This is a genomic window from Caloramator sp. E03 (genome assembly GCF_006016075.1).
In the GTDB taxonomy this organism is placed as follows: Bacteria; Bacillota; Clostridia; order Clostridiales; family Caloramatoraceae; genus Caloramator_B.
Genome location: NZ_CP040093.1, coordinates 1,257,543 through 1,278,735, shown reverse-complemented (window position 1 = coordinate 1,278,735; position 21,193 = coordinate 1,257,543). Strand labels below are relative to the sequence as shown.

General features: G+C 31.1%; 17 protein-coding genes and 1 riboswitch. Of the genes, 8 read left to right on the top strand and 9 right to left on the bottom strand.

What is annotated here, in order from left to right; all coding sequences use genetic code 11:
- The first annotated feature begins 1 nt into the window (after nt 1).
- The 4 genes from glgD to FDN13_RS06325 are packed head-to-tail and all read left to right on the top strand — an operon-like array spanning nt 2 to nt 5,956.
- Nucleotides 2–1,120 (top strand): glucose-1-phosphate adenylyltransferase subunit GlgD, encoded by a 1,119-nt coding sequence (gene glgD / locus FDN13_RS06340; protein ID WP_138979436.1) that lies wholly within the window; start codon nt 2–4, stop codon nt 1,118–1,120.
- Between the two features lie 12 nt (nt 1,121–1,132).
- Entirely contained in the window at nt 1,133–2,554 is a 1,422-nt protein-coding gene (gene glgA, locus FDN13_RS06335) for a glycogen synthase GlgA (RefSeq protein ID WP_138979435.1), read from the top strand.
- Nucleotides 2,555–2,588: 34 nt separating this feature from the next.
- The gene (locus FDN13_RS06330) at nt 2,589–3,974 is read left to right on the top strand and encodes a glycogen synthase (protein WP_138979434.1); all 1,386 of its coding nucleotides are present in this window, start codon (nt 2,589–2,591) and stop codon (nt 3,972–3,974) included.
- A gap of 32 nt (nt 3,975–4,006) precedes the next feature.
- The gene (locus FDN13_RS06325; protein WP_138979433.1) at nt 4,007–5,956 is read left to right on the top strand and encodes a glycoside hydrolase family 13 protein; all 1,950 of its coding nucleotides are present in this window, start codon (nt 4,007–4,009) and stop codon (nt 5,954–5,956) included.
- Between the two features lies 1 nt (nt 5,957).
- Here FDN13_RS06325 and hydE read toward each other — a convergent pair whose 3' ends face one another.
- The 3 genes from hydE to FDN13_RS06310 form a co-directional block, all read right to left on the bottom strand.
- Nucleotides 5,958–7,007 (bottom strand): [FeFe] hydrogenase H-cluster radical SAM maturase HydE, encoded by a 1,050-nt coding sequence (gene hydE / locus FDN13_RS06320; protein ID WP_138979432.1) that lies wholly within the window; start codon nt 7,005–7,007, stop codon nt 5,958–5,960.
- 189 nt (nt 7,008–7,196) lie between these two features.
- On the bottom strand, nt 7,197–8,138 hold the full coding sequence (locus FDN13_RS06315) for an SPFH domain-containing protein (RefSeq protein WP_138979431.1): 942 nt from the start codon (nt 8,136–8,138) through the stop codon (nt 7,197–7,199).
- A 55-nt stretch (nt 8,139–8,193) separates the two neighbouring features.
- Nucleotides 8,194–8,565, bottom strand: coding sequence for an NfeD family protein (locus tag FDN13_RS06310; protein WP_138979430.1), 372 nt, complete (start codon nt 8,563–8,565; stop codon nt 8,194–8,196).
- A 246-nt stretch (nt 8,566–8,811) separates the two neighbouring features.
- Between FDN13_RS06310 and FDN13_RS06305 the strand changes: the two genes are divergently transcribed.
- From FDN13_RS06305 to FDN13_RS06295, 3 genes are read left to right on the top strand one after another with little or no spacing between them, the layout of a single operon-like run.
- Nucleotides 8,812–10,950: a BglG family transcription antiterminator gene (locus FDN13_RS06305; protein WP_138979429.1), complete on the top strand. Its 2,139-nt coding sequence runs from the start codon at nt 8,812–8,814 to the stop codon at nt 10,948–10,950.
- A 17-nt stretch (nt 10,951–10,967) separates the two neighbouring features.
- Nucleotides 10,968–11,249: a PTS sugar transporter subunit IIB gene (locus FDN13_RS06300; protein WP_138979428.1), complete on the top strand. Its 282-nt coding sequence runs from the start codon at nt 10,968–10,970 to the stop codon at nt 11,247–11,249.
- A gap of 24 nt (nt 11,250–11,273) precedes the next feature.
- Nucleotides 11,274–12,536, top strand: coding sequence for a PTS ascorbate transporter subunit IIC (locus tag FDN13_RS06295; RefSeq protein WP_138979427.1), 1,263 nt, complete (start codon nt 11,274–11,276; stop codon nt 12,534–12,536).
- A 140-nt stretch (nt 12,537–12,676) separates the two neighbouring features.
- On the opposite strand, the gene FDN13_RS06290 is transcribed toward FDN13_RS06295, so the two are convergent.
- The 5 genes from FDN13_RS06290 to FDN13_RS06270 form a co-directional block, all read right to left on the bottom strand.
- Nucleotides 12,677–12,910 carry a GGDEF domain-containing protein gene (locus FDN13_RS06290; RefSeq protein WP_138979426.1) on the bottom strand — a complete coding sequence of 78 codons (234 nt, stop codon included), beginning with the start codon at nt 12,908–12,910 and terminating at the stop codon, nt 12,677–12,679.
- Nucleotides 12,911–13,036: 126 nt separating this feature from the next.
- On the bottom strand, nt 13,037–14,644 hold the full coding sequence (locus FDN13_RS06285) for a sensor domain-containing diguanylate cyclase (protein WP_138979425.1): 1,608 nt from the start codon (nt 14,642–14,644) through the stop codon (nt 13,037–13,039).
- Between the two features lie 180 nt (nt 14,645–14,824).
- Entirely contained in the window at nt 14,825–15,433 is a 609-nt protein-coding gene (locus tag FDN13_RS06280) for a hypothetical protein (protein ID WP_138979424.1), read from the bottom strand.
- Nucleotides 15,434–15,466: 33 nt separating this feature from the next.
- Nucleotides 15,467–16,933: a hypothetical protein gene (locus FDN13_RS06275; protein WP_138979423.1), complete on the bottom strand. Its 1,467-nt coding sequence runs from the start codon at nt 16,931–16,933 to the stop codon at nt 15,467–15,469.
- Nucleotides 16,912–18,294 (bottom strand): polysaccharide biosynthesis tyrosine autokinase, encoded by a 1,383-nt coding sequence (locus FDN13_RS06270; protein WP_138979422.1) that lies wholly within the window; start codon nt 18,292–18,294, stop codon nt 16,912–16,914. The genes FDN13_RS06275 and FDN13_RS06270 overlap by 22 nt, the downstream gene beginning before the upstream one ends.
- Before the next feature lie 160 nt (nt 18,295–18,454).
- Between FDN13_RS06270 and FDN13_RS06265 the strand changes: the two genes are divergently transcribed.
- Nucleotides 18,455–19,321, top strand: a complete 867-nt coding sequence (locus FDN13_RS06265) for a transposase (RefSeq protein WP_168190094.1) — start codon at nt 18,455–18,457, stop codon at nt 19,319–19,321.
- Nucleotides 19,322–19,374: 53 nt separating this feature from the next.
- Here FDN13_RS06265 and thiC read toward each other — a convergent pair whose 3' ends face one another.
- Entirely contained in the window at nt 19,375–20,625 is a 1,251-nt protein-coding gene (gene thiC / locus FDN13_RS06260) for a phosphomethylpyrimidine synthase ThiC (protein WP_138979420.1), read from the bottom strand.
- Nucleotides 20,626–20,823: 198 nt separating this feature from the next.
- A riboswitch (TPP riboswitch) is annotated at nt 20,824–20,937 on the bottom strand.
- Nucleotides 20,938–21,193: the final 256 nt, after the last annotated feature.

The window sequence follows — 21,193 nt, the reverse complement described above, 5'->3', positions numbered from 1 at the left end:
TATGAAGGACACTCTTGGGATTATATATGCTGCTGAAGATGATGTTGATATAAGGGAATTCACAAAAAAACGTTCTATTGCAGCACTGCCCTTTGGAGCAAGGTACAGGCTTATTGACTTCACACTATCCAATATGGTGAATTCAGGAATAAAAAACGTAGGAATTATAACTCAAAACAATTATGCATCTTTAGTTAATCATATAGGAACAGGAAAGGAGTGGGGGCTTGATAGAAAAAGGGAAGGGATATCTATATTATCTCCTTTTGCTATACATGATACTGCAGGATGGTATAAGGGCAGTATTGATGCACTTCATAGTGCAATGGGATTTATTAGAAAGACAAATCAAAAATACGTATTGATTTCAGGAACTCACATGTTATGTAACATAAATTTTTCAGATATGCAGGAGTTCCACATTAATAAAGGTGCAGATATTACTATTGTTTATAAAGAGGAAAATATAAGGAAGGATAAATTAAGAAAATATACTCTTATTCAAAAGGATGATGAAGGAAGAATTATAGATATTGAAGTGCATCCTACTATTCCAAAGTCAAATAATGTATCTATGAAAATGTACCTTTTAGAAAAGGAATTATTAGAATATTTAATTGAGGAAGCGGTTGCTAGGGGATATGAGGATTTTGTTAAGGATATAATACTTAAAAAAATAAATAAGTTAAATATGTATGCTTATCAATTTAATGGATACCTTGCAAGGATAGATTCATTAACAACTTATTATAGATTCAGTATGGAACTTTTGAAGAAGGAAATAAGGGATGAGCTTTTTTATAAAAACGGATTAATATATACAAGAGTTAAAGATGAGGTTCCTGCAAAATACAGCGAAGATGCATTCGTTAGAAATTGCCTTATAGCTGATGGGTGTATTGTTGATGGTGAAGTTGAAAACAGCATACTCTTTAGGGGGGTAAAGGTAAATAAAGGTGCTAAAATTAAAAACAGCATAATATTTCAAGAATGTGAGATAGAAGAAAATGCCTTTTTAGATCACGTTATACTTGATAAAAAAGTTACTATAAAAAGAGGAAGAACTTTAATTGGAACTGAAAATTATCCAGTTGCAATAAATAAGGGTGAAGTAATATAGGAGGATGTATAAATGAAGGTCATAATTGCTGCATCGGAGGCAGTACCTTTTGCAAAAAGTGGAGGATTAGCAGATGTTGTGGGTTCGCTATCTCCTGTCTTGAAAAACAAAGGGGTAGATATTAGCGTTATAATCCCTCAATATAAATCTATTCCAAAACATCTAAAAGATGAAATAAGGCATATAAAGTATATATATATTGATGTGGGTTGGAGACATCAGTACTGTGGTATAAATACAATGCAGTATAAAGGGGTTAACTTTTATTTTATTGATAATGAATATTACTTTGGGAGGGACAACTTTTACGGATATTATGATGATGGGGAAAGGTTTGCCTTTTTTTCAAGGGCAATATTAGAGGTTCTGCCTCATATTGGGGTGCCAGATATACTGCATTTAAATGACTGGCAAACAGGGATGGTTTCATCACTTCTTGAAATACAGTATAGATGGAGACAGGAATTTAAAAATATAAAAACTTTATTTACAATACATAATTTAAAATATCAGGGAATATTCTCAAAAGATGTTTACAATGAGCTTTTTGGAATAGGGGATGAATATTTTACTCCTGATAAATTAGAGTTTTATGGAGATGCAAATTATATGAAGGGGGGACTTGTTTATTCAAACCTTATATCCACTGTAAGTTATACTTATGCTAAAGAGATACAATATCCATTTTTTGGAGAAAAACTTGAAGGACTTTTAAAGGCAAGGGATTGGCAGCTCTATGGGATATTAAATGGGATTGATTATGATGAGTATAATCCCATGAAGGATAAACTAATATTTAAAAATTATGATGTAAATAGTATAAAGGATAAAAAAGTAAACAAGGTAGAACTTCAAAGACAGCTAAATCTTCCCCAGAGGGATGTTCCGATAATTGGAATTATATCAAGGCTTGTTCCTCAAAAGGGTTTTGACTTAATAGAGTGTGTACTTAATGAGATATTAAATATGGACTTACAGCTTATAGTTCTTGGTACAGGGGATTATAAATATGAAGATATGTTTAAAAGGGCACAACAGAATTATACAGAAAAAGTATCAGCCAACATAAAATTTGATGATACTCTTGCCCACAGAATATATGCAGGGAGTGATATGTTTTTAATGCCGTCATTATTTGAACCCTGTGGTCTTTCTCAAATGATTGCATTAAGATACGGCACGATTCCTATAGTTAGGGAAACGGGAGGACTTTCGGATACTGTAACTTCCTATAATGAGTTTGACGGAAGTGGAAATGGTTTTAGCTTTAAAAATTATAATGCTCACGATATGCTCTATACAATAAAAAGAGCAGTAGATTTTTATTACAACAGAGGTGTTTGGGAAAGGCTTGTAAAAAGAGGAATGGAAACTGACTTAAGCTGGAGTTCTTCCGCAGATAAATATATTGAGCTTTATAATAAACTTTTATAAAAAATATATACAAAAGAACAAGGGGGTTTGTTATATGAAAAGAAAAATTAAAGTGTTGTTTGTAACTGCAGAGTGCTTTCCTTATGCAAAGGTTGGAGGATTAGGTCAGATAAGTGAGAGCCTTCCAAAATGGCTTTTTAATCAGAATATTGATATAAAAAGGGTTACTCCTTTTTATAGGGGTTCATACTGTAAAGTAAGGTATAAGGCAGATTTCCCAGTTAAAATTAATAATAAATATGAAACATGTATTATAAAAACTGCCGAAAAAGATGATGACATAGCAACATATTTTATAGTAAATGATTACTACTTCAATAGGGACAAGGTATACAGCTACTACGATGATGGTGAGAGATTTTTATTCTTCTGCAAGGCTGTGTTAAACATGTTAAAGGTTATTCCATATAAACCTGATATAATACACTGCAATGACTGGCACACTGGACTTTTACCTTTATATCTTAAAAAAGAAGGCTTTGGAGGGAAGGTTATATTTACAATTCATAATTTAAAATATCAAGGATGTATAGGGGCAGAATATGTTGATGAATTATCAAAAGAAGAAGCATCCTATCTTGGGGAAAATAATTTTATAAATTTTATGAGGTCAGGTTTTGCATATTCTGATGTTATTACAACTGTGAGCGATGCTTATTCTAAAGAGATAATGGAAAACTCCTTTGGAATGGAGGATATAATTAGAGAAAAAAATATTAAAATAAAGGGTATAATAAATGGAATAGATAACGAAAAATATAATCCTTCAAAGGAAGGGGATTTGATTTTTCCTTATAGTATAAAAAGCATAGAAAACAAAAAGAAAAACAAAGAGGCTCTTCAAAGGGATTTAGGACTTGAAGTTTTGGATGTTCCTCTTATTGCAGTAGTAGGCAGGCTTGAGGAGGAGAAAGGAATTAAACTAATACATGATGCTGTATTAAATATTAAAAAGCCCTTTCAGTTTGTTCTTTTAGGCTCTAAAAATATTTACTATGAACAAATTTTTACCAATATGCAAAACAATATGAAAGGTAAGATGAAAGCAATTTTTGAATATAATGAGGTTCTTGCAAAAAGGATCTATGCATCAAGTGATATACTCTTAATGCCATCTTTATATGAGCCCTGTGGAATATCAAATATAATTGCTTTAAGATATGGAAGTATACCGATAGTTAGAAGTACAGGAGGACTTAAGGATACGATAATAGATTTTACCTTCGATGAGAAAAACGGAAATGGATTTTGTTTTGAGGAATATGATAGTGAAAGACTTTTAGATAGAATTAATACCGCCCTAGAGTTATATAATACTAAAAAGTGGGATATAATAGTTAAAAATGCAATGAAATGCGATAATTCAATAGAAAAAACTGCACAAAAATATGCATCTCTTTATAGAATGGTATTAGAATAGTTTTTGTTTAGTTCAGTGAAGGAGTGCAGCAAATGGTTAAGGTAGCATACCACAACTCTTATGAAATATTTTATCGGAATCCCTTTGGAGCAGTCGCTGAAGAAGAAAGGGTAACAATAAGAATAAAGATTAGCAGCACGACAGAGGTTAATAAGGTTTATCTTATGATATGGAAAGATATAGAGGAAAATATAGAGATGATTAAAGTATATTCTAATGAGGGCTTCGATATTTATGAAGCTTCTTTTATAGCTGATAAAAGGGGGCTTATTTGGTACCAGTTTTTAATTCAGTTAAATGATAAAATCTATTATTACTGTAATAATGATGAGATGCTTGGAGGCGAGGGAATACTTTTAGATTTTCAAGGTAAATCCTATCAAATAACAGTATATAAAAAAGATTTCAAAACTCCAAACTGGTTTAAAGAGGCTGTAGCATATCAGATATTTGTAGATAGGTTTTATAATGGAAATGAAAACGGAAATATAGATGCTAAACAAAATATAGTTATTCACTCAAACTGGTATGAAACTCCTGAGTATAAGGAAAATCCTTTAACAGGAAGATATGAAGCCAATGATTTTTTTGGAGGGAATCTTTTAGGTATTATTAAAAAGCTTCCATATTTAAAGAAGCTAGGGGTAGATGTGCTTTACTTAAATCCAATATTTGAAGCCTATTCAAATCATAAGTATGATACAGGGGATTATACTAAGATTGATTCTATGTTTGGTAGCAATGAAATATTTAAAGAGCTTTGTAAAAAGGCAAAGGAATTTGGAATTAGAATTATTTTAGATGGTGTTTTTAATCATACTGGAAGTGATAGCGTTTATTTTAATAAATATGGAAGATATAACTCAATTGGAGCCTATCAATCAAAAGATTCCCCCTATTATAAGTGGTACAGGTTTATTGAGCATCCTGATAAATATGAGAGCTGGTGGGGTTTTGATACTCTGCCAAGTGTTAATGAACTTGAGCCTTCTTATATGGACTTTATAATTAGAAATAATGATAGTATTGCTAAAATGTGGATAAAATATGGTGCAAAAGGCTGGAGACTTGATGTTGTTGATGAAATACCCGATGAGTTTTTAGAGGAGTTTAGAAAGGAAGTTAAAAGCATAGATAGTGATGCTGTGATAATAGGTGAGGTTTGGGAAGATGCTTCAAATAAGATATCTTATGGTAAAAGGAGAAGATATCTTTTAGGAGAAGAACTTGACAGCGTGATGAACTATCCCTTTAGAAATATGATTATTAATTTTCTGCTTGGAAGATGGGATGCTGAAAGGTTTTATAAAGCAATTATGAATATCTATGAAAACTATCCCAGAGAGTGTTTTTACAGCCTTTTAAATCTCCTTGGGAGTCATGATGTTGCAAGGATACTGACTGTTCTAGGGGATGCCCCTGAAGGGAATGTTATGAGCAAAGAGGAAAAGGCAAAATTCAAATTAACTTACGAAAAAAGAGAACTTGCAAAAAAGAGGTTAAAAGTTGCTGTACTTTTACAGATGACTTTACCAGGAGTACCTTGTATATACTATGGGGACGAGGCAGGACTTGAAGGATATGAAGATCCTTTCAACAGAAGAACATTTCCGTGGGAATTTGAAGACGATGATATTTTAAATTATTATATTAAAATAATAAAAATAAGGCATCAAAATGATGCCCTAAAAACAGGAGTGTTTAGTCCTTTTGCAATTAATGATGATGTTTTTGCTTTTTTTAGATATATTGAAAATGGATTTGATACTTTTAATAATAGTAAAAATAATGGGCATTTTTTAATTATTGTTAATAGAAACCCTGTTGAATCTCAAAATATAAGTATCGATTTAAAGAATTTAAAAAAGAGGGCAGCTTATGATATTTTAAAAGAAAGTAAAATAGATATAGAAGAAGGATATTTACATCTGAATTTAAATCCCTTAGATGGGATGATATTATCCTTAGATAGCATTGAATAGTTTATTTTTCCCATTCTATATGATCCCCACGGCTCATATCGGTAACAAAACCTGTACTTCTAATCCTGTTTTCTAAACAGCTTCTGCATTCTGCAGCCTCTTCCCCTGTACATATCTTTCCATCGTAAAGAGAATATTTTTCTCTAACTTCAACTGGAGATAGGTTTGGCATAACAACATTAGCACCATGTAAAAGGCCCATTTCGCGCCCTTTAGGGTGAATAGTTCCAAGGGCTGTTGTCGAAGGTAAAAGTACCTTTGGAAGAAGCAGTCTTATTATAGATAAAAGGGTTAGTGTTGTTTTTAAATCGCCTCCCTTTTCGCCGTGAAGCGGAGTATCCTTATGTGGAATAAAGGGGCCTATTCCAACCATGTGAGGCTCAAGTTTTTTAAGAAACATTAGGTCATTTACAAAATCTTCATTAGTCTGTTTTGGAAGTCCTATCATAAATCCCGCACCAACCTGATAGCCTATTTTTTTAAGATTATAAAGGCATTCTATTCTGTTTTCAAAGCTCATATTTGGATGAAGGGTTTTATATAATCCTTTAGATGCTGTTTCATGCCTTAAAAGGTATCTGTCTGCTCCTGCATCAAAGTATTTTTTGTAGGATTCAAAGGACTTTTCACCTATTGATAATGTTATAGCACATGAAGGGAACTTTTCTTTTATGCTGCTTATAATATCTATAACTTTTTCATCATCAAAGTAAGGATCTTCTCCACCTTGGAGTACAAAGGTTCTAAAGCCAAGATTGTATCCAACGCTGCAGGCTTTTAATATTTCATCTTTATTTAATCTATATCTTTGAGCATTTTTGTTAGATGCACGTATTCCGCAGTACATACAGTCATTTTTGCAGTAATTTGTAAATTCTATTAGCCCTCTTAAAAAAACTTTATCTTCATAATATTTTATTCTTGTTTCAAGGGCTTTTTGTCTTATATATTCAAGGGAACTATCGTCAATATTATCAAGAAGAAAAAGAATTTCCCCTTCGTCAAGACTGTTTGTATTATAAAGTTTATCTATAGTTTGTTTTAAATTCATGATATTCCTCCTTTGAAATAAAAAAACCCTTTGAGGAAAGCTCAAAAGGCATAAAACCTGACTTTTGGCAAATTCCTCTGCCTTAGATTATCCTTGGCATTAGAAAGCCTAATATAATATATTATAAACTAATTCTATATGATATTCTATAAAAAAATAAGCCACCAAAATGCTTGGCGGCTTATTGCTTTACTTTTTAAGCATATCTGCAACTGCTGAAATACTTCCTAAAGTTGATATTACTTCATTTGGGAGAACAAGTTTATTTGCAGGATTTTTAGCCATTTCAATAAGGGCTTCAACCTGCTTTAGAGCAATTACAACTTCATCGGTATTTGATTCGTGTATAGCTTTATTTACTTTCATTATTGCTTCAGCCTGGGCTTTGGCTATTCTTTCCATAGCCATAGCTTTACCTTCTGCCTCAAGAAGCTGTGCCTCCCTCATACCTTCAGCACGTCTTATATTAGCTTCCCTTTCAGCTTCAGCTTGTAATATCATAGACTGCTTTTGACCTTCTGCCCTTGCAATTGCACTTTGCTTTTCACCTTCAGCTTGAAGAATAGCTGCTCTTTTATCTCTTTCTGCCTTCATTTGCTTTTCCATAGCCTGCTGAATTTCTGAAGGAGGAATAATGTTTTTAATTTCAACAGATAGTATTTTAATTCCATAAGCATCTGTTATTTCATCAACAACTCTTAAAAGTTCAGCGTTTATCTTATCCCTTCCAGATAAAACCTCATCTAAAGTCATGTTTCCTACTATGTTTCTCATGTTTGTAATTGTTGAATATATAATACCAGATTTATAGTTTTCAATATTATATACTGCATCCTTTGCATTCATGAGTTTGTAGAAAATTACATTATCTATTGATATTTTAACATTATCTTTTGTAATAACGGACTGAGGTTCAATGTCTAAAATCTGCTGCTTTGTTGAAAGCTTTGCCCTTACAAAGTCAATAAATGGTATTATAATATGCCAGCCAGGCTCTAATATCCTGTGAAATTGACCGAACCTTTCAACTACATAGAGATATCCAGTGTTTACTATTTTAATTGATGAGAACAATATTATAAGAATAAAAAACAACAGGATTAAAAAGAAAAGTCTGCTTATTAATATCATTTAATTTCCTCCTTTAACTTTTCAATTACTAATTTATTTCCTTCTATTGATTTAATTATAAATTTGTCCCCCTTTTTATTGGTTCCCCATGATTTACAGCATACCAGTAGATTCCCTGATATTTTATTTGAGATTTGTCTTTTATATCTTCCTGTGCTGTTACTATTTTTCCGATGTAGTTTTGCTCCATAGTTTTAAATGCCGGAGGCGTTTTAGTTAATACTCTTTTAACAAAAGGAGCTGCCCAGAGTATTGATATTATGCTAAGGATAAGAAAGAGCCCTATTTGTACCATAACTGAAGCATTAAGGGTATATGATAAAAGTGCAGCTATACCACCGATTGCAAAGCTAAAGAAGAGAAAACTGCTTGTTAAAATATCTATTAATATTGCAACGAGCGAAATCAATATCCATAAATACAACATTTTACCACCTCCTATTTCAATTATACATCTTCTTTTGTAAAAATATCAAATAAGATTAAAGATATTTGAGATTTTAACTTTAGGATTTTATAAAAGTTTAATTTTTCCTATTTGATTGGAAAAGAAAAGTACCTTCAAAATGGTTGTAATTATTAATATTAAAAATATAATTTAGATATAGATTAAAATATTAATAGTTTAAAAGTTCATTTTTTCAACATTATTTTTTAAATAGAGGATGATTTTATGCAGCTTAATAAAAGATCTGTTGAAATTTTAAACTATTTGTATAAAGCAGATGGTTTTGTAAAGATTGAAGATATTGCAAAACAATATAAGTTAACAGACAGAGCTGTTAGATATAATATCGATAAAATAGAGAAATTCTTGGTTAAAAATGGGTTCTCATATTTTGAAAGGGAATATAACAGAGGTATAAGGATTAAAAAGGATAATGGCCTTGAGGAATTTATAATGAATCTGCTTTGTGATAAGAACATTAAGTCAAGATTCCAGTATACTTTTTCTAAAGATGAGAGGATTAAATATACTGCGATAAAACTTTTACAGAGCAGTCAGCCCCTTAAGGTTTCCTATTTTCAAGAGATGTTTTTTATATCTAAAAACACTATGCTAAAGGAACTTGATGAGCTTGAAGAATATCTTAAAAAAAGCGGCTTAAAACTTGTTAGAAAACAAAAGTATGGAATCTATATTGAAGGCAGTGAAAGCCAGAGGAGAAAGCTTGCAAAGGAATTAGTGTTTGATACATTATCTTATGAGGATATATTAAATTATACCAGTACAAAAATGGACTCTAATAGATACAGCAACTTTCAGTTTGATATTTTATTTTCTGATATAGACATTGATTTTATTGACAGCCTTATAAAAATGGCTGAATCAGAGCTTTCAAGAAAGTTTAGTGATGAGGCTTATGGAGGACTTTTAACCCACCTTGCTATTATGATTAAAAGAATGCAGCTTAAAAAGGATGTTTATGCCTTAGGCTTTGTAAATGAGGATTTAAAAGATACAAAGGAATATGAAGTTTCAAAAAAGATGATAAAAAGGATTGAAGAAAAGTATAATATTTCTGTTCCGCAGGAAGAAATCGAATATATAACCCTTCACCTTCTTGGGGCTAAAATTATTAAAAATAAGGCAGTAGATAGCGAAGATTTAAATAGTAAGGGACTATATGATGTTGCACTTAAAATGACAGAAGAAATTGAAAAAATATATGGGATTGACTTTAAAGATTTAAAGGGGAGTATCATTGAAGGACTTGTGCTTCATTTAAGACCAAGCCTTTATAGGATTAAGTATAATTTTAAGCTTTTAAATCCAGTTTATGAAGATGTAAGAAGTAATTATAATGAATTGTTTTTAAATGTAAAAAAAGCATCAAGATACCTTGAAGAATTTATAAATAGTCCAATTGATGAACACGAAATTTCATATATAACCCTTCATTTTGGGGCAGCTCTTGAAAGGTTAAATATGAATTTGAATCATAGACCAAGGGTTATTATTGTTTGCGGAAGTGGCCTTGGAACAGCTAAAATGATAGCTTCAAAAATAGAAAGCGAGTTTAATGTTGAAATAGTTGATACTGTATCAAGCAGAGAAGTTCGAAATATTGAAGATAATTATGACTATATTGTAAGTACTATAGATATTGGCAAGGTAAATAACAAAAAAATTATAAAAGTAAGCCCACTTTTAACATCAAAGGATTATGAAAAGCTTGAGAAATATTTTAATTATAAATTAAAAAGATTCGAAAACAACGAAGATTTAAAGCTTGTAAACAGGCTTATATATATTGTTGAAAAATATGCAGATATACCGAATAAAGAACTTTTGCAGTATGAATTTTTACATGAGCTAAAAAACTATAAAGAATGTTCAAAAACATGGGGGTACGTTTATATGCTTAAGGATCTTATAACATGGAAAACAATATTATTAAATGCAGAATGCAGCACATGGCAGGAGGCTTTAAAGCTTGGAACCGATATTTTAATTGAAAATAATTATATAGAAGATACATACTATGACGCTATTATTGAAAATTTCAAAAATATAGGCCCCTATATGGTTGTTGCACCTGGAATAGTTTTGTCCCATGCAAGGCCTGAGGATGGGGTTAAAAAGCTTTCGATGAGCCTTGTAACTCTTAAGAATCCAGTAAACTTTGGAAGCGAACTTAATGATCCTGTAAAACTTATTATAACTCTTGCAGCAATAGATAATGAATCTCACTTAAAAGCATTATCTCAGCTTATGGAACTTTTTATGAACAGCAGCGACATGAATGGAATATACAGGGCTAAGACCAAGGAAGAAATTATTAATATAATAGCTAAATATTCAAAATAGGAAAAGGAGGTGAAAAAATGAAGATTTTGGTTTGCTGTGGAAGTGGTCTTGGAAGCAGCTTTATGATTGAAATGAACATAAAAAAGGTTTTAAAGGAGCTTAATGTAAAGGCGGAGGTTGATCATTCAGATTTATCCTCAGCCAAGGGTATTAAAGCAGATATATTTGTTGGCACAAGGGATATAGCAGGACAATTAAAGGGTTTAGGAGGACATGTGGTATCGCTAAACAGCATGATTGATCTTAAGGAGCTTAAGGAAAAGTTGAGTGAAACTTTTAAGGAAATGGGAATTATTTAAATTTAATATTAAGGGGGAATTTTAATGTTAAAGGTTATTCTTGACATTTTAAGTGTTCCTGCAATACTTGTAGGGCTTGTAGCGCTTGTTGGCCTTATTGCACAAAAAAAGTCAGCAGCAGATACTGTAAAGGGTACTATAAAAACCATAATGGGATTTTTAGTGCTTAGTGGTGGTGCTGGAATAGTCGTAGGCTCCCTTAATCATTTTGGAACTATGTTTCAGCAGGGTTTTGGTGTTCAGGGTATAGTTCCAAACAATGAGGCTATAGTTGCCCTTGCACTTAAAACCTATGGCACTCAAACCGCACTTATTATGACTTTAGGTATGCTTGTTAATATTTTAATTGCAAGATTTACAAGGCTAAAGTATATATTCTTAACAGGTCATCATACTCTTTATATGGCATGTATGATAGCTGCAATTCTTGTTGCAGGAGGAATGAAGGGAACTTCTCTCGTTGTTTTAGGTTCAATTCTTTTAGGTTTTGTAATGGCGTTTTTCCCAGCAATAGCCCAGCCTACTATGAGAAAAATTACTGGTGAAGATAATGTAGCCTTTGCTCACTTTGGTACTGTTGGTTACGTTTTATCAGCTTGGGTTGGGAAACTTGTAGGTAAAAATTCGAAATCAACTGAGGAGATGGAATTCCCACAGGGGCTTACTTTCCTTAGAGATACTTCAGTTGCAATAGCCCTTGTTATGGCAATACTATATTTAATTGTTGCTCTTGTATGCGGCAGAGAATTTGTTGAAAGCAAATTAAGTGATGGACAAAACTTTATTCTATTCTCACTTATTCAGGCAATAACCTTTGCAGGTGGAGTTTATGTAATATTAGCTGGTGTTAGACTTATACTTGCTGAAATCGTTCCTGCATTTACAGGTATTGCACTTAAAATAGTTCCCGATGCAAAACCTGCCCTTGACTGTCCAGTTGTTTATCCATATGCTCCAAATGCAGTTTTGATTGGTTTCCTTTCAAGCTTTTTAGGCGGAATAGTTGGTATGTTTATCTTGATTGCTCTAAAGGCTCCTGTAATTCTTCCAGGCGTAGTTCCACACTTCTTCTGTGGAGCAACTGCAGGTGTATATGGTAATGCAACAGGAGGAAGAAGGGGTGCATTCTTAGGTGCTTTTGTTCATGGCCTTTTAATAACATTTCTTCCTGTACTTTTACTTCCTGTACTTGGGGATCTCGGATATGCAAATACTACATTTAGTGATGCAGACTTTGGAGTAGTTGGTATCGTTCTTGGTAACGTATTGAAATTGTTTGTGAAATAATAATAAAAAGACCATTCTCCGGTGCCAGGCACCGGAGAATGGAGAAGTTAAATTTAATTTTTTGACATAAATAAGTAACCGTCCCCCAAACTGCTAAACTTGTCCAGAGCAGATATGGTTGTAGATATTGTAAAATTATTTTAATCAAGTATGCTTTCAAATCCCACTACACAGTTTCTTCCTTTATTTTTACCATAGTAAAGTGCCTTATCTGCATTTGAAATACATTTATCTATACCGTAAATAGAATTAAATCTGCTTACTCCAAAAGTCATAGTAATTTTAATTTTTTTGTTTTTATGTTTAATAACATTATTTTCTATTTCATTTCTTAAAGTTTCAGCCTTTTTAAGGGCTTCTTCGTATGAGACCATTCTCCGGTGCCAGGCACCGGAGAATGGAGAAGTTAAATTTAATTTCTTGACATAAATAAGTAACCGTCCCCCTAACCCTCTAAACTTGCCCAGGTCAGATATGGTTGTAGATATTGCAAAACTATTTTAATCAAGTATGCTTTCAAATCCCACTACACAGTTTCTTCCTTTATTTTTACCATGGTAAAGTGCCTTATCTGCATTTGAAATACATTTATCTATACCGTAAATAGAATTAAATCTGCTTACTCCAAAAGTCATAGTAATTTTAATTTTTTTGTTTTTATGTTTAATAACATTATTTTCTATTTCATTTCTTAAAGTTTCAGCCTTTTTAAGGGCTTCTTCGTATGAGGTGTTAGGAAGTACAATTAAAAACTCCTCTCCTCCCCATCTTGAAAAAATATCATTTTTATCTATAAGATTTATAATCGTATTTGCAATTTTTTTAAGAACATAATCTCCAGCATCATGACCATATAGATCATTTACTTTTTTAAAAAAGTCTACGTCTGCAGCTATAATAGATATTGGATCATTTTCATCTATCTTCGATAGCAACTCTTTGAATTTTTCATAAAATCCCCTACGATTAAGAACTGAAGTTAAAAAATCATGGGAAGCTGACTGATGCAGTAAACTTTGAGTTGCTGCTAATTCATCTACTAAAGTTTTTAACTCCCTTTGTGTCTTTTTTTGGATGTTGATTACATAACTTAATATTAATAGCAAAGTACCTATTATTAATATTGGAATGATTGAAACAAACGCATCAAACAAAACCTTTTTCTTTGGAATCATACAATATAATAAACAATTTGCATCAGAGAAAGTTTGCTTATATACATAGTAATTCTCCCATTTGATAATTTTATTTTCTGGCAAGGTTTTGAGTGCACTTATCTGGTTTTCATTATAACCTTTGAAAAATTCATTTAGATGCGTAATTTTGTTCTCTATTAAATTTTTATTAAAATTAGCTCCGATTATTTGATCATATTTGTTTATTAAAAATGAATTATAACTCGATTTCAATATGTCATTGATTTTATTTATTGTTATATCTATTGAAACGACGCCTAAAAAATCATTATTATAATAAATTGGTGATGAAATAGTTATCATATTACCTTTCCCAGCAGCATCATAGTATACAGGAGTCCAAAAACTGGCTTTGTCTTTGTTTGCATTAGGTAAAGCCCCGGTGAAAAATTCTTTTTTAAGAAGTATGTCGCTATATGAAAATTCTTTAGATGAAACCCAAGGGTAAATATTTATAAAACCGTTTTTGCTTGTATAGTATATCCAGGCTATACCGGGTAATGAATTATAAATTGAACGGAAATATTTGTTATAACTTAATGCGAGATTTAATTCTTTTAATAATAAAGGATCCTTTGGTATATTACCTTTACCGGTTAGATTTCCAACATATTTTGAATATCCATTTTTAAATGCATTGTCGAGGTTATAGGAATTTGAATCCTTATCATATTTTAAATCTTTAAAATAGGGGCTGATATTGTATTTTTTTCCATTAATATATTCATTTCCATATATAGACAGTGTATTAATAGAATCACAGCTCAATTTTATATACTGATTTATTCGGTTCCTTGTTGATAAAGCAGAACTGATGAGATTATTTATAGTTGATACTTTTTTTAAGTTAAAATAAAAGTATGATGAAAAAACAATTATTAAAATGATTAATGTCTGCTTTGTTTTGCTCATAATTGAACCTCTTTAAAGTAATTTTTTAACTTTATTTTAAATTAAACTTGTTATAGCAGACAAGTATCTTTTAGTATATTTTTGATTTTTCTTGTCAAAATAAATTCTCCATTCTCCGGTGCCAGGCACCGGAGAATGGAGAATAATTAACAAAAACAATTAATCGTCTCAAATTTTAACCTAATTTATTACTATTTTAATAATATTTTCCTTAAGCTTTTCTTTAAGACCTATCCTATATTTTAGTATTTCGCTGAGCTTTAGGGTTATTAATGTTCCTCTTGGTATATCCTTAACTTCTATACAAAGGCGACTGTCCATGTCTTTTTTTTCAGTGTATGTATTGAAAGGGATAGGGGATATTACTTCTAAATGGGAACTGAGGCTGTCATTTTTATCCCCTCCTGTAATGGTTCCAGTTTTTAAAATTTCATCGGGAAGAAGTTTTTCCTTTGCTTTTAAATATTCGGCAAGTACAATTTTTAAATTTCTATCCTTTAGATAAACTGTTTCGCTGTTAACATCAGAACCGTTTGCAGTAAGTTTATATTCCCATTGCCTTTGGGAAAGAATAATTAGTTCATCCTGTGTAAAAAGCTTGTTAAGCTTGTCAGCGTAATATTTTTCAAAGCTCTGGTTTAAATTATTACTTTCCTTTATAGTAGAGTTGAAATTTTTATTTTGTTTTATTGCTTTTGAATATATATTTATTGTATTGGCAAGTCCAATGTTAAACATTAGGGAGATTATTAAAAGAAGAAAAGTTATTTTAAAACCATTATTTTTCATCTTTTGACCCTCTTTTGAAATTTTAATGTGGTATCAATTTTTAACGCTTACAGTTAATACTTTTCTGTCATTATCTGAGTTTGACAAAGCATCCTTTACTAATACTGTTATTTTATACTCTCCAGAGTCATTCTTAGGATAGAAGGGTATTATGTTGTTTGTGCTGTAATCTCCAAGGGAATAAAAGTAGTTGTCGTGGGTTATATAAGCCTTGTAGTAAAGGGTTGTATTTTCCTTCGAATGTGCATTTATAATTATATAGTTCATTTCATGGGCTTTTACTTTCCCGTAGGGGAGTTCATAATATTTATATCCATTATTTCCTATACCGTTTTTTGCTTCACATACTGTTATTTTTACATCATCTATTACAACATTATTTTGTGATTTAATGTCTAAAACGTAAGAAGCTTCAGCTTCATAGGAGTTAGGGAGGTATTGATCTGACGATGAAGGTTTTTGCCTTACTCTTCCATATATTATATATCTTCCGGGACTATATGCCTTAAAGGGAGCTTCTAATATATTGCTGTCTGCATAATCTCTAAGCTTTGTTATTCCATGTTTATCCCACAGCAAAAATGCGTATTGTAGGTTTGATATATCAAAGTTTTTAGGGGATGTAACTATTATTTTAAATTTATAAGTGTTTAATTCTTCTGCAATTGGGGTTGCTTCTATTTTAATAGAGATATTATCAAGTCCTTGCTTTTTAAAAAATGTAAACTTTGTATCTTCATATTCTATTGAGTTTGGGGATTTTGCAAAGACTCCCACGTGGTATATGCCGCTGTTGAATTTGAAATTGCCATCATTTTCATCAACTTTGTATATACTGCTTTTTGAAGATTCCTTTTGCACAATATCTCCATAGTTTTTTATAGTTTTATACCACATATCCTTTTCCCCAACAACGAACTTAAATATTTTATTACTACTGGAATAATCCTCAGTATTTGGAAGATCACTTACTTTAGTTTTTATTGTTATATTGTTTGGATTATTTGTATCGATTTTAATATAATCAAGCTGAAGGTATTTATTGTTTTTATTATTCACATATACCTTTCTTTGAGATAATACATCCTTTCCATTCATTACAACTATTTTAAAAATGCCGATTTTATCAGGATACCACACATAGTGTTCTCCATTTTTATCTAAAACTTTAAAGGCAGTTCTTTCATATCCGTTATCTCCTATTATTTTAACAGTATAGTTTTTATTCATTGGTGTAACATAAATGTTAGCTGTTTTCGGATCTGGATTAAGTATTGTTATAGGGAATTTTAAAATGCTTGAATATGGAAGGTTTTCAGATAATGTTTTATCCATATCTGTTATTATCTGTACCTGATTTTCAGTTAAGAAGCTGTTATCATTTGATGCTATTTCATTTTTAACATCGTTTTTTAGTTTTACCTTTGAGCTTACTATTTGTAAGTTGATTGATAATATAAATATAATAAAGATAAGGGTTAACGTGCTTTTCCTTGACATATATATTCTCCCTTTCTAAATTGTTTTGTGTATAGATTGAAATTTTTTCTTTTGAATGCATTTTCCCTTGTATATTTTAGATTTATCTCTTTGTTTAAAACAGTTCCTACTATATTTACACTGGTTCTTTCTAATATTTCTTTTGTATTTAAAAATTCCTTCATGTCTACCAATCCTTCTTTAATAACGAATATACAACCATCTGTGAAGCGAGAGATGTCTTGTATGTAGCTAAGATGTGCAGCTGAAGGTGTGTCAACTATTATATAATCAAAGTTTTTATAGGCTAAATCAAAAATTTCTTCTAATCTACTATATAGAATTTCTTTTCTATTAGCTGATTTTATTGTAGAGATTGAAAAAACATAAAGGTTATCAAGTTGAGTTTTTTCGAAAAGTTGCTTTTCGTCTTCAGCAATGTTAAATAAACTGCTTATTGATGGATGAAGCATATTAAAATCCATCAAAAGAGTTTTTTTGCCCTCAAGGGAAAGATTTACAGCAAGATTTAAAGCTATTGTTGTTTTCCCTTCTCCCTCCTTTATACTGCTTATTAAAAAGCTCTTTTTTTCTTTTAAGTCTTTTGAATATTGCAGAGTATTTTTTAATAGTTTAAAGCTTTCTAATTCGAAGAACCTTTCGCTAAAAAAGAGATTTTCACAAAAATTTAAAATCGACATACTTTTTGAATTTGATATTTCTACTAATACAGGAAGTTTTATTTCTCTTTCAATCTGCTCCTTGCTTTTTATTTTTGTATCAATATATTCGAGAAGAAATATTATTCCTACCGACATCATGATCCCTATAACAAAGGCTATAGATAGGTTCAGCTTATAGTTTGGGGATACTATCTTGTCCATATATTTACCACTATCAAGCAGCTTAAGATCCCCTGCAGGAAGAACTTTCATGGATTCTTCGATAAAATTTTTTGCATAAGTGTTTACTATGTTTTGGGCAAGGGAGGGGCTATTGCATTTTGCCTTAAGTTCTATTATTTGAGTATCTACCATGGGTACAGCACTTACCATTTTTTTTATCTCTTCGCTTTTGTATTGTGGAAATTCCTCTGCAGTCTTATCAATTACTAAATTGGATTTTGCAATTTCACAGTAGGTTTTTAGAAGTTTTTGATACATTAAAATGTCGCTTTGAGTATATCTGTCCTCATAAAATATTCTTGCATCTTCCTTTACGATTACTATACTTGCTTTGCTTTCATACTTTGGATTAATAAAAAAAAGACTGATTATTAAAGTTGCAGTTACTGTAAGAGTTGAGGCATAGACTATTATCCATTTTCTTTTTTTTAAAATGTTTATTATATCTCGTAAATCGATCACATTTTCTTCGTCCATGTTTCTTCCCCCTTTATCTATTGTAAACTAATAATATATTTATTAGTTGAATAAGAGGAATATGCCTGATTTTTTATATGTAATTTAGGTGCCAGGCACCGGAGAATGGAGAATATTTTCTGAAAATATGTCTATAATATTCTAAATAGGAGGTATGGTTATGCCAAGATTACCAAGAATATTGATTAATGGCTGTATTTATCATGTTTATCAAAGAGGGAATAATAAAGAATTTATATTTAAAAACGACAAACACAAAGCATTTTTAATAAAACAATTGAAAGAATATAATAAAAGATTTGACTATAAAGTATTAGGATATGTTATTATGGACAATCATTATCATTTAATTATTAGAACTAACAATGATTACATTGATAAGATTATGTTTAATATAAACAGTGTTGTGGCAAAATTCATAAATAGAGAACTTCAGCGAACTGGACATGTTTATGAAAGCAGATATGGATGTGAAGTTGTAGATAATGATCCATATCTTATATGGCTTCTGCGATATGTGCATAGAAATCCTGTAAGGGCAGGAATTTGTGAAAAAGTAACAGATTACAGATGGAGTAGCAATATTTTTTATCAGCGCAATATAAATAGTTTTGTTGACATAAACTTTATATTAAATATTTTGTCTTCAAATAGGTTTGAAGCTATAAAAAAATATTTAAACCTCATGGATATATCAGGGTGTGACAATGATAAAATAAAGGATTTTGATTTTATAAAGTCAGCTTTTAGATTAGATGATGTCAATAAGAATACAAATTCTAATAAGGTTGATGATTTTCAAAGATTAACCTTAAATGATATTTTTAATTCAATTAATATTCCTGAAGATATAAGAGAACTTATTTTAAAGGGAAGCAGGGGAAAATCACTAATTCCATATAAAATAGAATTTATTAAGCTAGCACTTTATAATAAATATTCCCTATATGAAATAGGGAATTTTCTAAATACTTCTGCAGATGCTTTAAGGAAATTTCGCAACTATCATAAAATCAATGTTGAATAATAAAAAGTTTTCTCCATTCTCCGGTGCCTGGCACCAATTTAAAAGGCACCAATTTATTTTACATTTTTGACAGGGCAAAGTTTTCCGCACATAGTGCAGTATTTATTATCATCCTTTTTGTATTCTCTCATTTTCTTTTCATCTATGCCCCATTTGAACATTTCTTCCCAATCCATGTTTTTCCTTGCAGTACTCATTTTATAATCTCTTTCAAGAGGTTTTTTAAACCCTTTTGCAATATTTGCAGAATGAGCAGCAAGTTTAAATGCTATTATTCCTTCTTTAACATCATTAATGCTTGGAAGGCGAAGGTGCTCTGCAGGAGTTAAATAGCAAAGGAAATCAGCTCCGTTTAACGCTGCAATTAATGCTCCCATTGCACCTGATATGTGGTCATATCCTGCTCCTATATCAGTTGTTAAAGGTCCTAAAACATAGAAAGGAGCATCTTTGCAGAGTTTCTTTTCAAGAACCATATTTGCTGCAATTTCATTTGCCCTCATGTGCCCAGGGCCTTCTATCATTACCTGTACTCCCTCATCCCATGCCCTTTTGGTGAGTTCTCCTAAGTTTATTAGCTCTTCGATTTGAAGGGCATCAGTAGAATCGAAAACACATCCAGGTCTTAGGGAGTCCCCAAGGCTTAGAGTAACATCATGTTTTTTACATATTTTTAATATTTCATCATAGTATTCATAAAAAGGATTCTCCCTATCGTTTTTCATCATCCAGTTATATATCATCCCTCCGCCGCGGGATACAATCTTCATAATCCTATTATTATTCTTAAACCTTTCAATTGCTTTTCTGTTTATTCCTGCATGAAGGGTAAAAAAGTCAACGCCCTCTTCTGCCTGCATTTCAATAAGCTCAAGTATTTGCTTTACATCAACCTTTGTAAAATCATCATGTAAAATTGCAGTATCATACACAGGAACTGTACCTACTATAAAATCATAATTTTTTAAAAGCATTTTTCTAAACTCTTTTGAATTCTTCCCACTTGAAAGATCCATAACCGATTCAACATTAAATTCCCTGCAGAGCTCAAGCTTTTTTATTTCTTCATCAAAGTTTCCACATTCGCTTGAAACACCTATATTTACATTTATCTTAACAAGGCATCCTTTACCTATTGCATAGTATTTTTCACGTTTTCTGTTTTTGTTTGCTGGAATAACTATTTTTCCATTTGAAATATTATCTAAAAACTCATCTTTATTTATTTCTTCATGCAAAAATGCCTTTCCCATCTCCTGAGTAAATATTTTTTCTTTTGCATATTCAAGCTGTGTTTTATTCATATTATAAACCTCCATTATCTTTTATTTCTATTTTAAAGTTATTTTAATTGTTTTGTGGCATCCTCTCCTTTTTATTTAACATAATCAGCGATACAAGTGGTGACTTCGTAGAGTTGGGGGTAGTTCACAAAATAATACACTATCCATTGCAGGATAGTGTTAAATAAAAAAGCACTACCCAGCTAAAATAGAGTAGTGCAAATAATCCCCACACTTTCCTACGCTGGCATTAACCAGATCAGGTTCAAAGGGTCAAAGGTTTTATAGGACCTTACTCTCAGATGGCCTTTTCCATCTCCCCCAGTGATTATATTAACTTTTAATTTAATTATAACCAGATTTATAATTTGCTGTCAAACGGATTTTACTTCAATTGATTTTTACTTTACGTTTTTTATTTAAAGACTTACTTATTAAAGAAGCCTTTTTATAGCATCGTAAAACCTTATCAAATTATCCGATATTATATATTATTTTTCCTTGATTTAATATTAATTTTATTTACAACATAACATATCCCTGCTGGCTCTAATATTTTTGCACCGCGTTTATAGCCTTGTCAAAACCC

Bases quoted from the DNA above. Each gene is read 5' to 3' on its own strand.
- glgD (WP_138979436.1), top strand. From the start codon at position 2: ATGAAGGACACTCTTGGGATTATATATGCTGCTGAAGATGATGTTGAT.
- glgA (WP_138979435.1), top strand. From the start codon at position 1,133: ATGAAGGTCATAATTGCTGCATCGGAGGCAGTACCTTTTGCAAAAAGT.
- hydE (WP_138979432.1), bottom strand. From the start codon at position 7,007: ATGAATTTAAAACAAACTATAGATAAACTTTATAATACAAACAGTCTT.
- FDN13_RS06275 (WP_138979423.1), bottom strand. From the start codon at position 16,933: ATGTCAAGGAAAAGCACGTTAACCCTTATCTTTATTATATTTATATTA.
- FDN13_RS06315 (WP_138979431.1), bottom strand. From the start codon at position 8,138: ATGATATTAATAAGCAGACTTTTCTTTTTAATCCTGTTGTTTTTTATT.
- FDN13_RS06280 (WP_138979424.1), bottom strand. From the start codon at position 15,433: ATGAAAAATAATGGTTTTAAAATAACTTTTCTTCTTTTAATAATCTCC.
- FDN13_RS06330 (WP_138979434.1), top strand. From the start codon at position 2,589: ATGAAAAGAAAAATTAAAGTGTTGTTTGTAACTGCAGAGTGCTTTCCT.
- thiC (WP_138979420.1), bottom strand. From the start codon at position 20,625: ATGAATAAAACACAGCTTGAATATGCAAAAGAAAAAATATTTACTCAG.
- FDN13_RS06300 (WP_138979428.1), top strand. From the start codon at position 10,968: ATGAAGATTTTGGTTTGCTGTGGAAGTGGTCTTGGAAGCAGCTTTATG.
- FDN13_RS06325 (WP_138979433.1), top strand. From the start codon at position 4,007: ATGGTTAAGGTAGCATACCACAACTCTTATGAAATATTTTATCGGAAT.
- FDN13_RS06295 (WP_138979427.1), top strand. From the start codon at position 11,274: ATGTTAAAGGTTATTCTTGACATTTTAAGTGTTCCTGCAATACTTGTA.
- FDN13_RS06285 (WP_138979425.1), bottom strand. From the start codon at position 14,644: ATGAGCAAAACAAAGCAGACATTAATCATTTTAATAATTGTTTTTTCA.
- FDN13_RS06270 (WP_138979422.1), bottom strand. From the start codon at position 18,294: ATGGACGAAGAAAATGTGATCGATTTACGAGATATAATAAACATTTTA.
- FDN13_RS06310 (WP_138979430.1), bottom strand. From the start codon at position 8,565: ATGTTGTATTTATGGATATTGATTTCGCTCGTTGCAATATTAATAGAT.
- FDN13_RS06305 (WP_138979429.1), top strand. From the start codon at position 8,812: ATGCAGCTTAATAAAAGATCTGTTGAAATTTTAAACTATTTGTATAAA.
- FDN13_RS06290 (WP_138979426.1), bottom strand. From the start codon at position 12,910: ATGGTCTCATACGAAGAAGCCCTTAAAAAGGCTGAAACTTTAAGAAAT.
- FDN13_RS06265 (WP_168190094.1), top strand. From the start codon at position 18,455: ATGCCAAGATTACCAAGAATATTGATTAATGGCTGTATTTATCATGTT.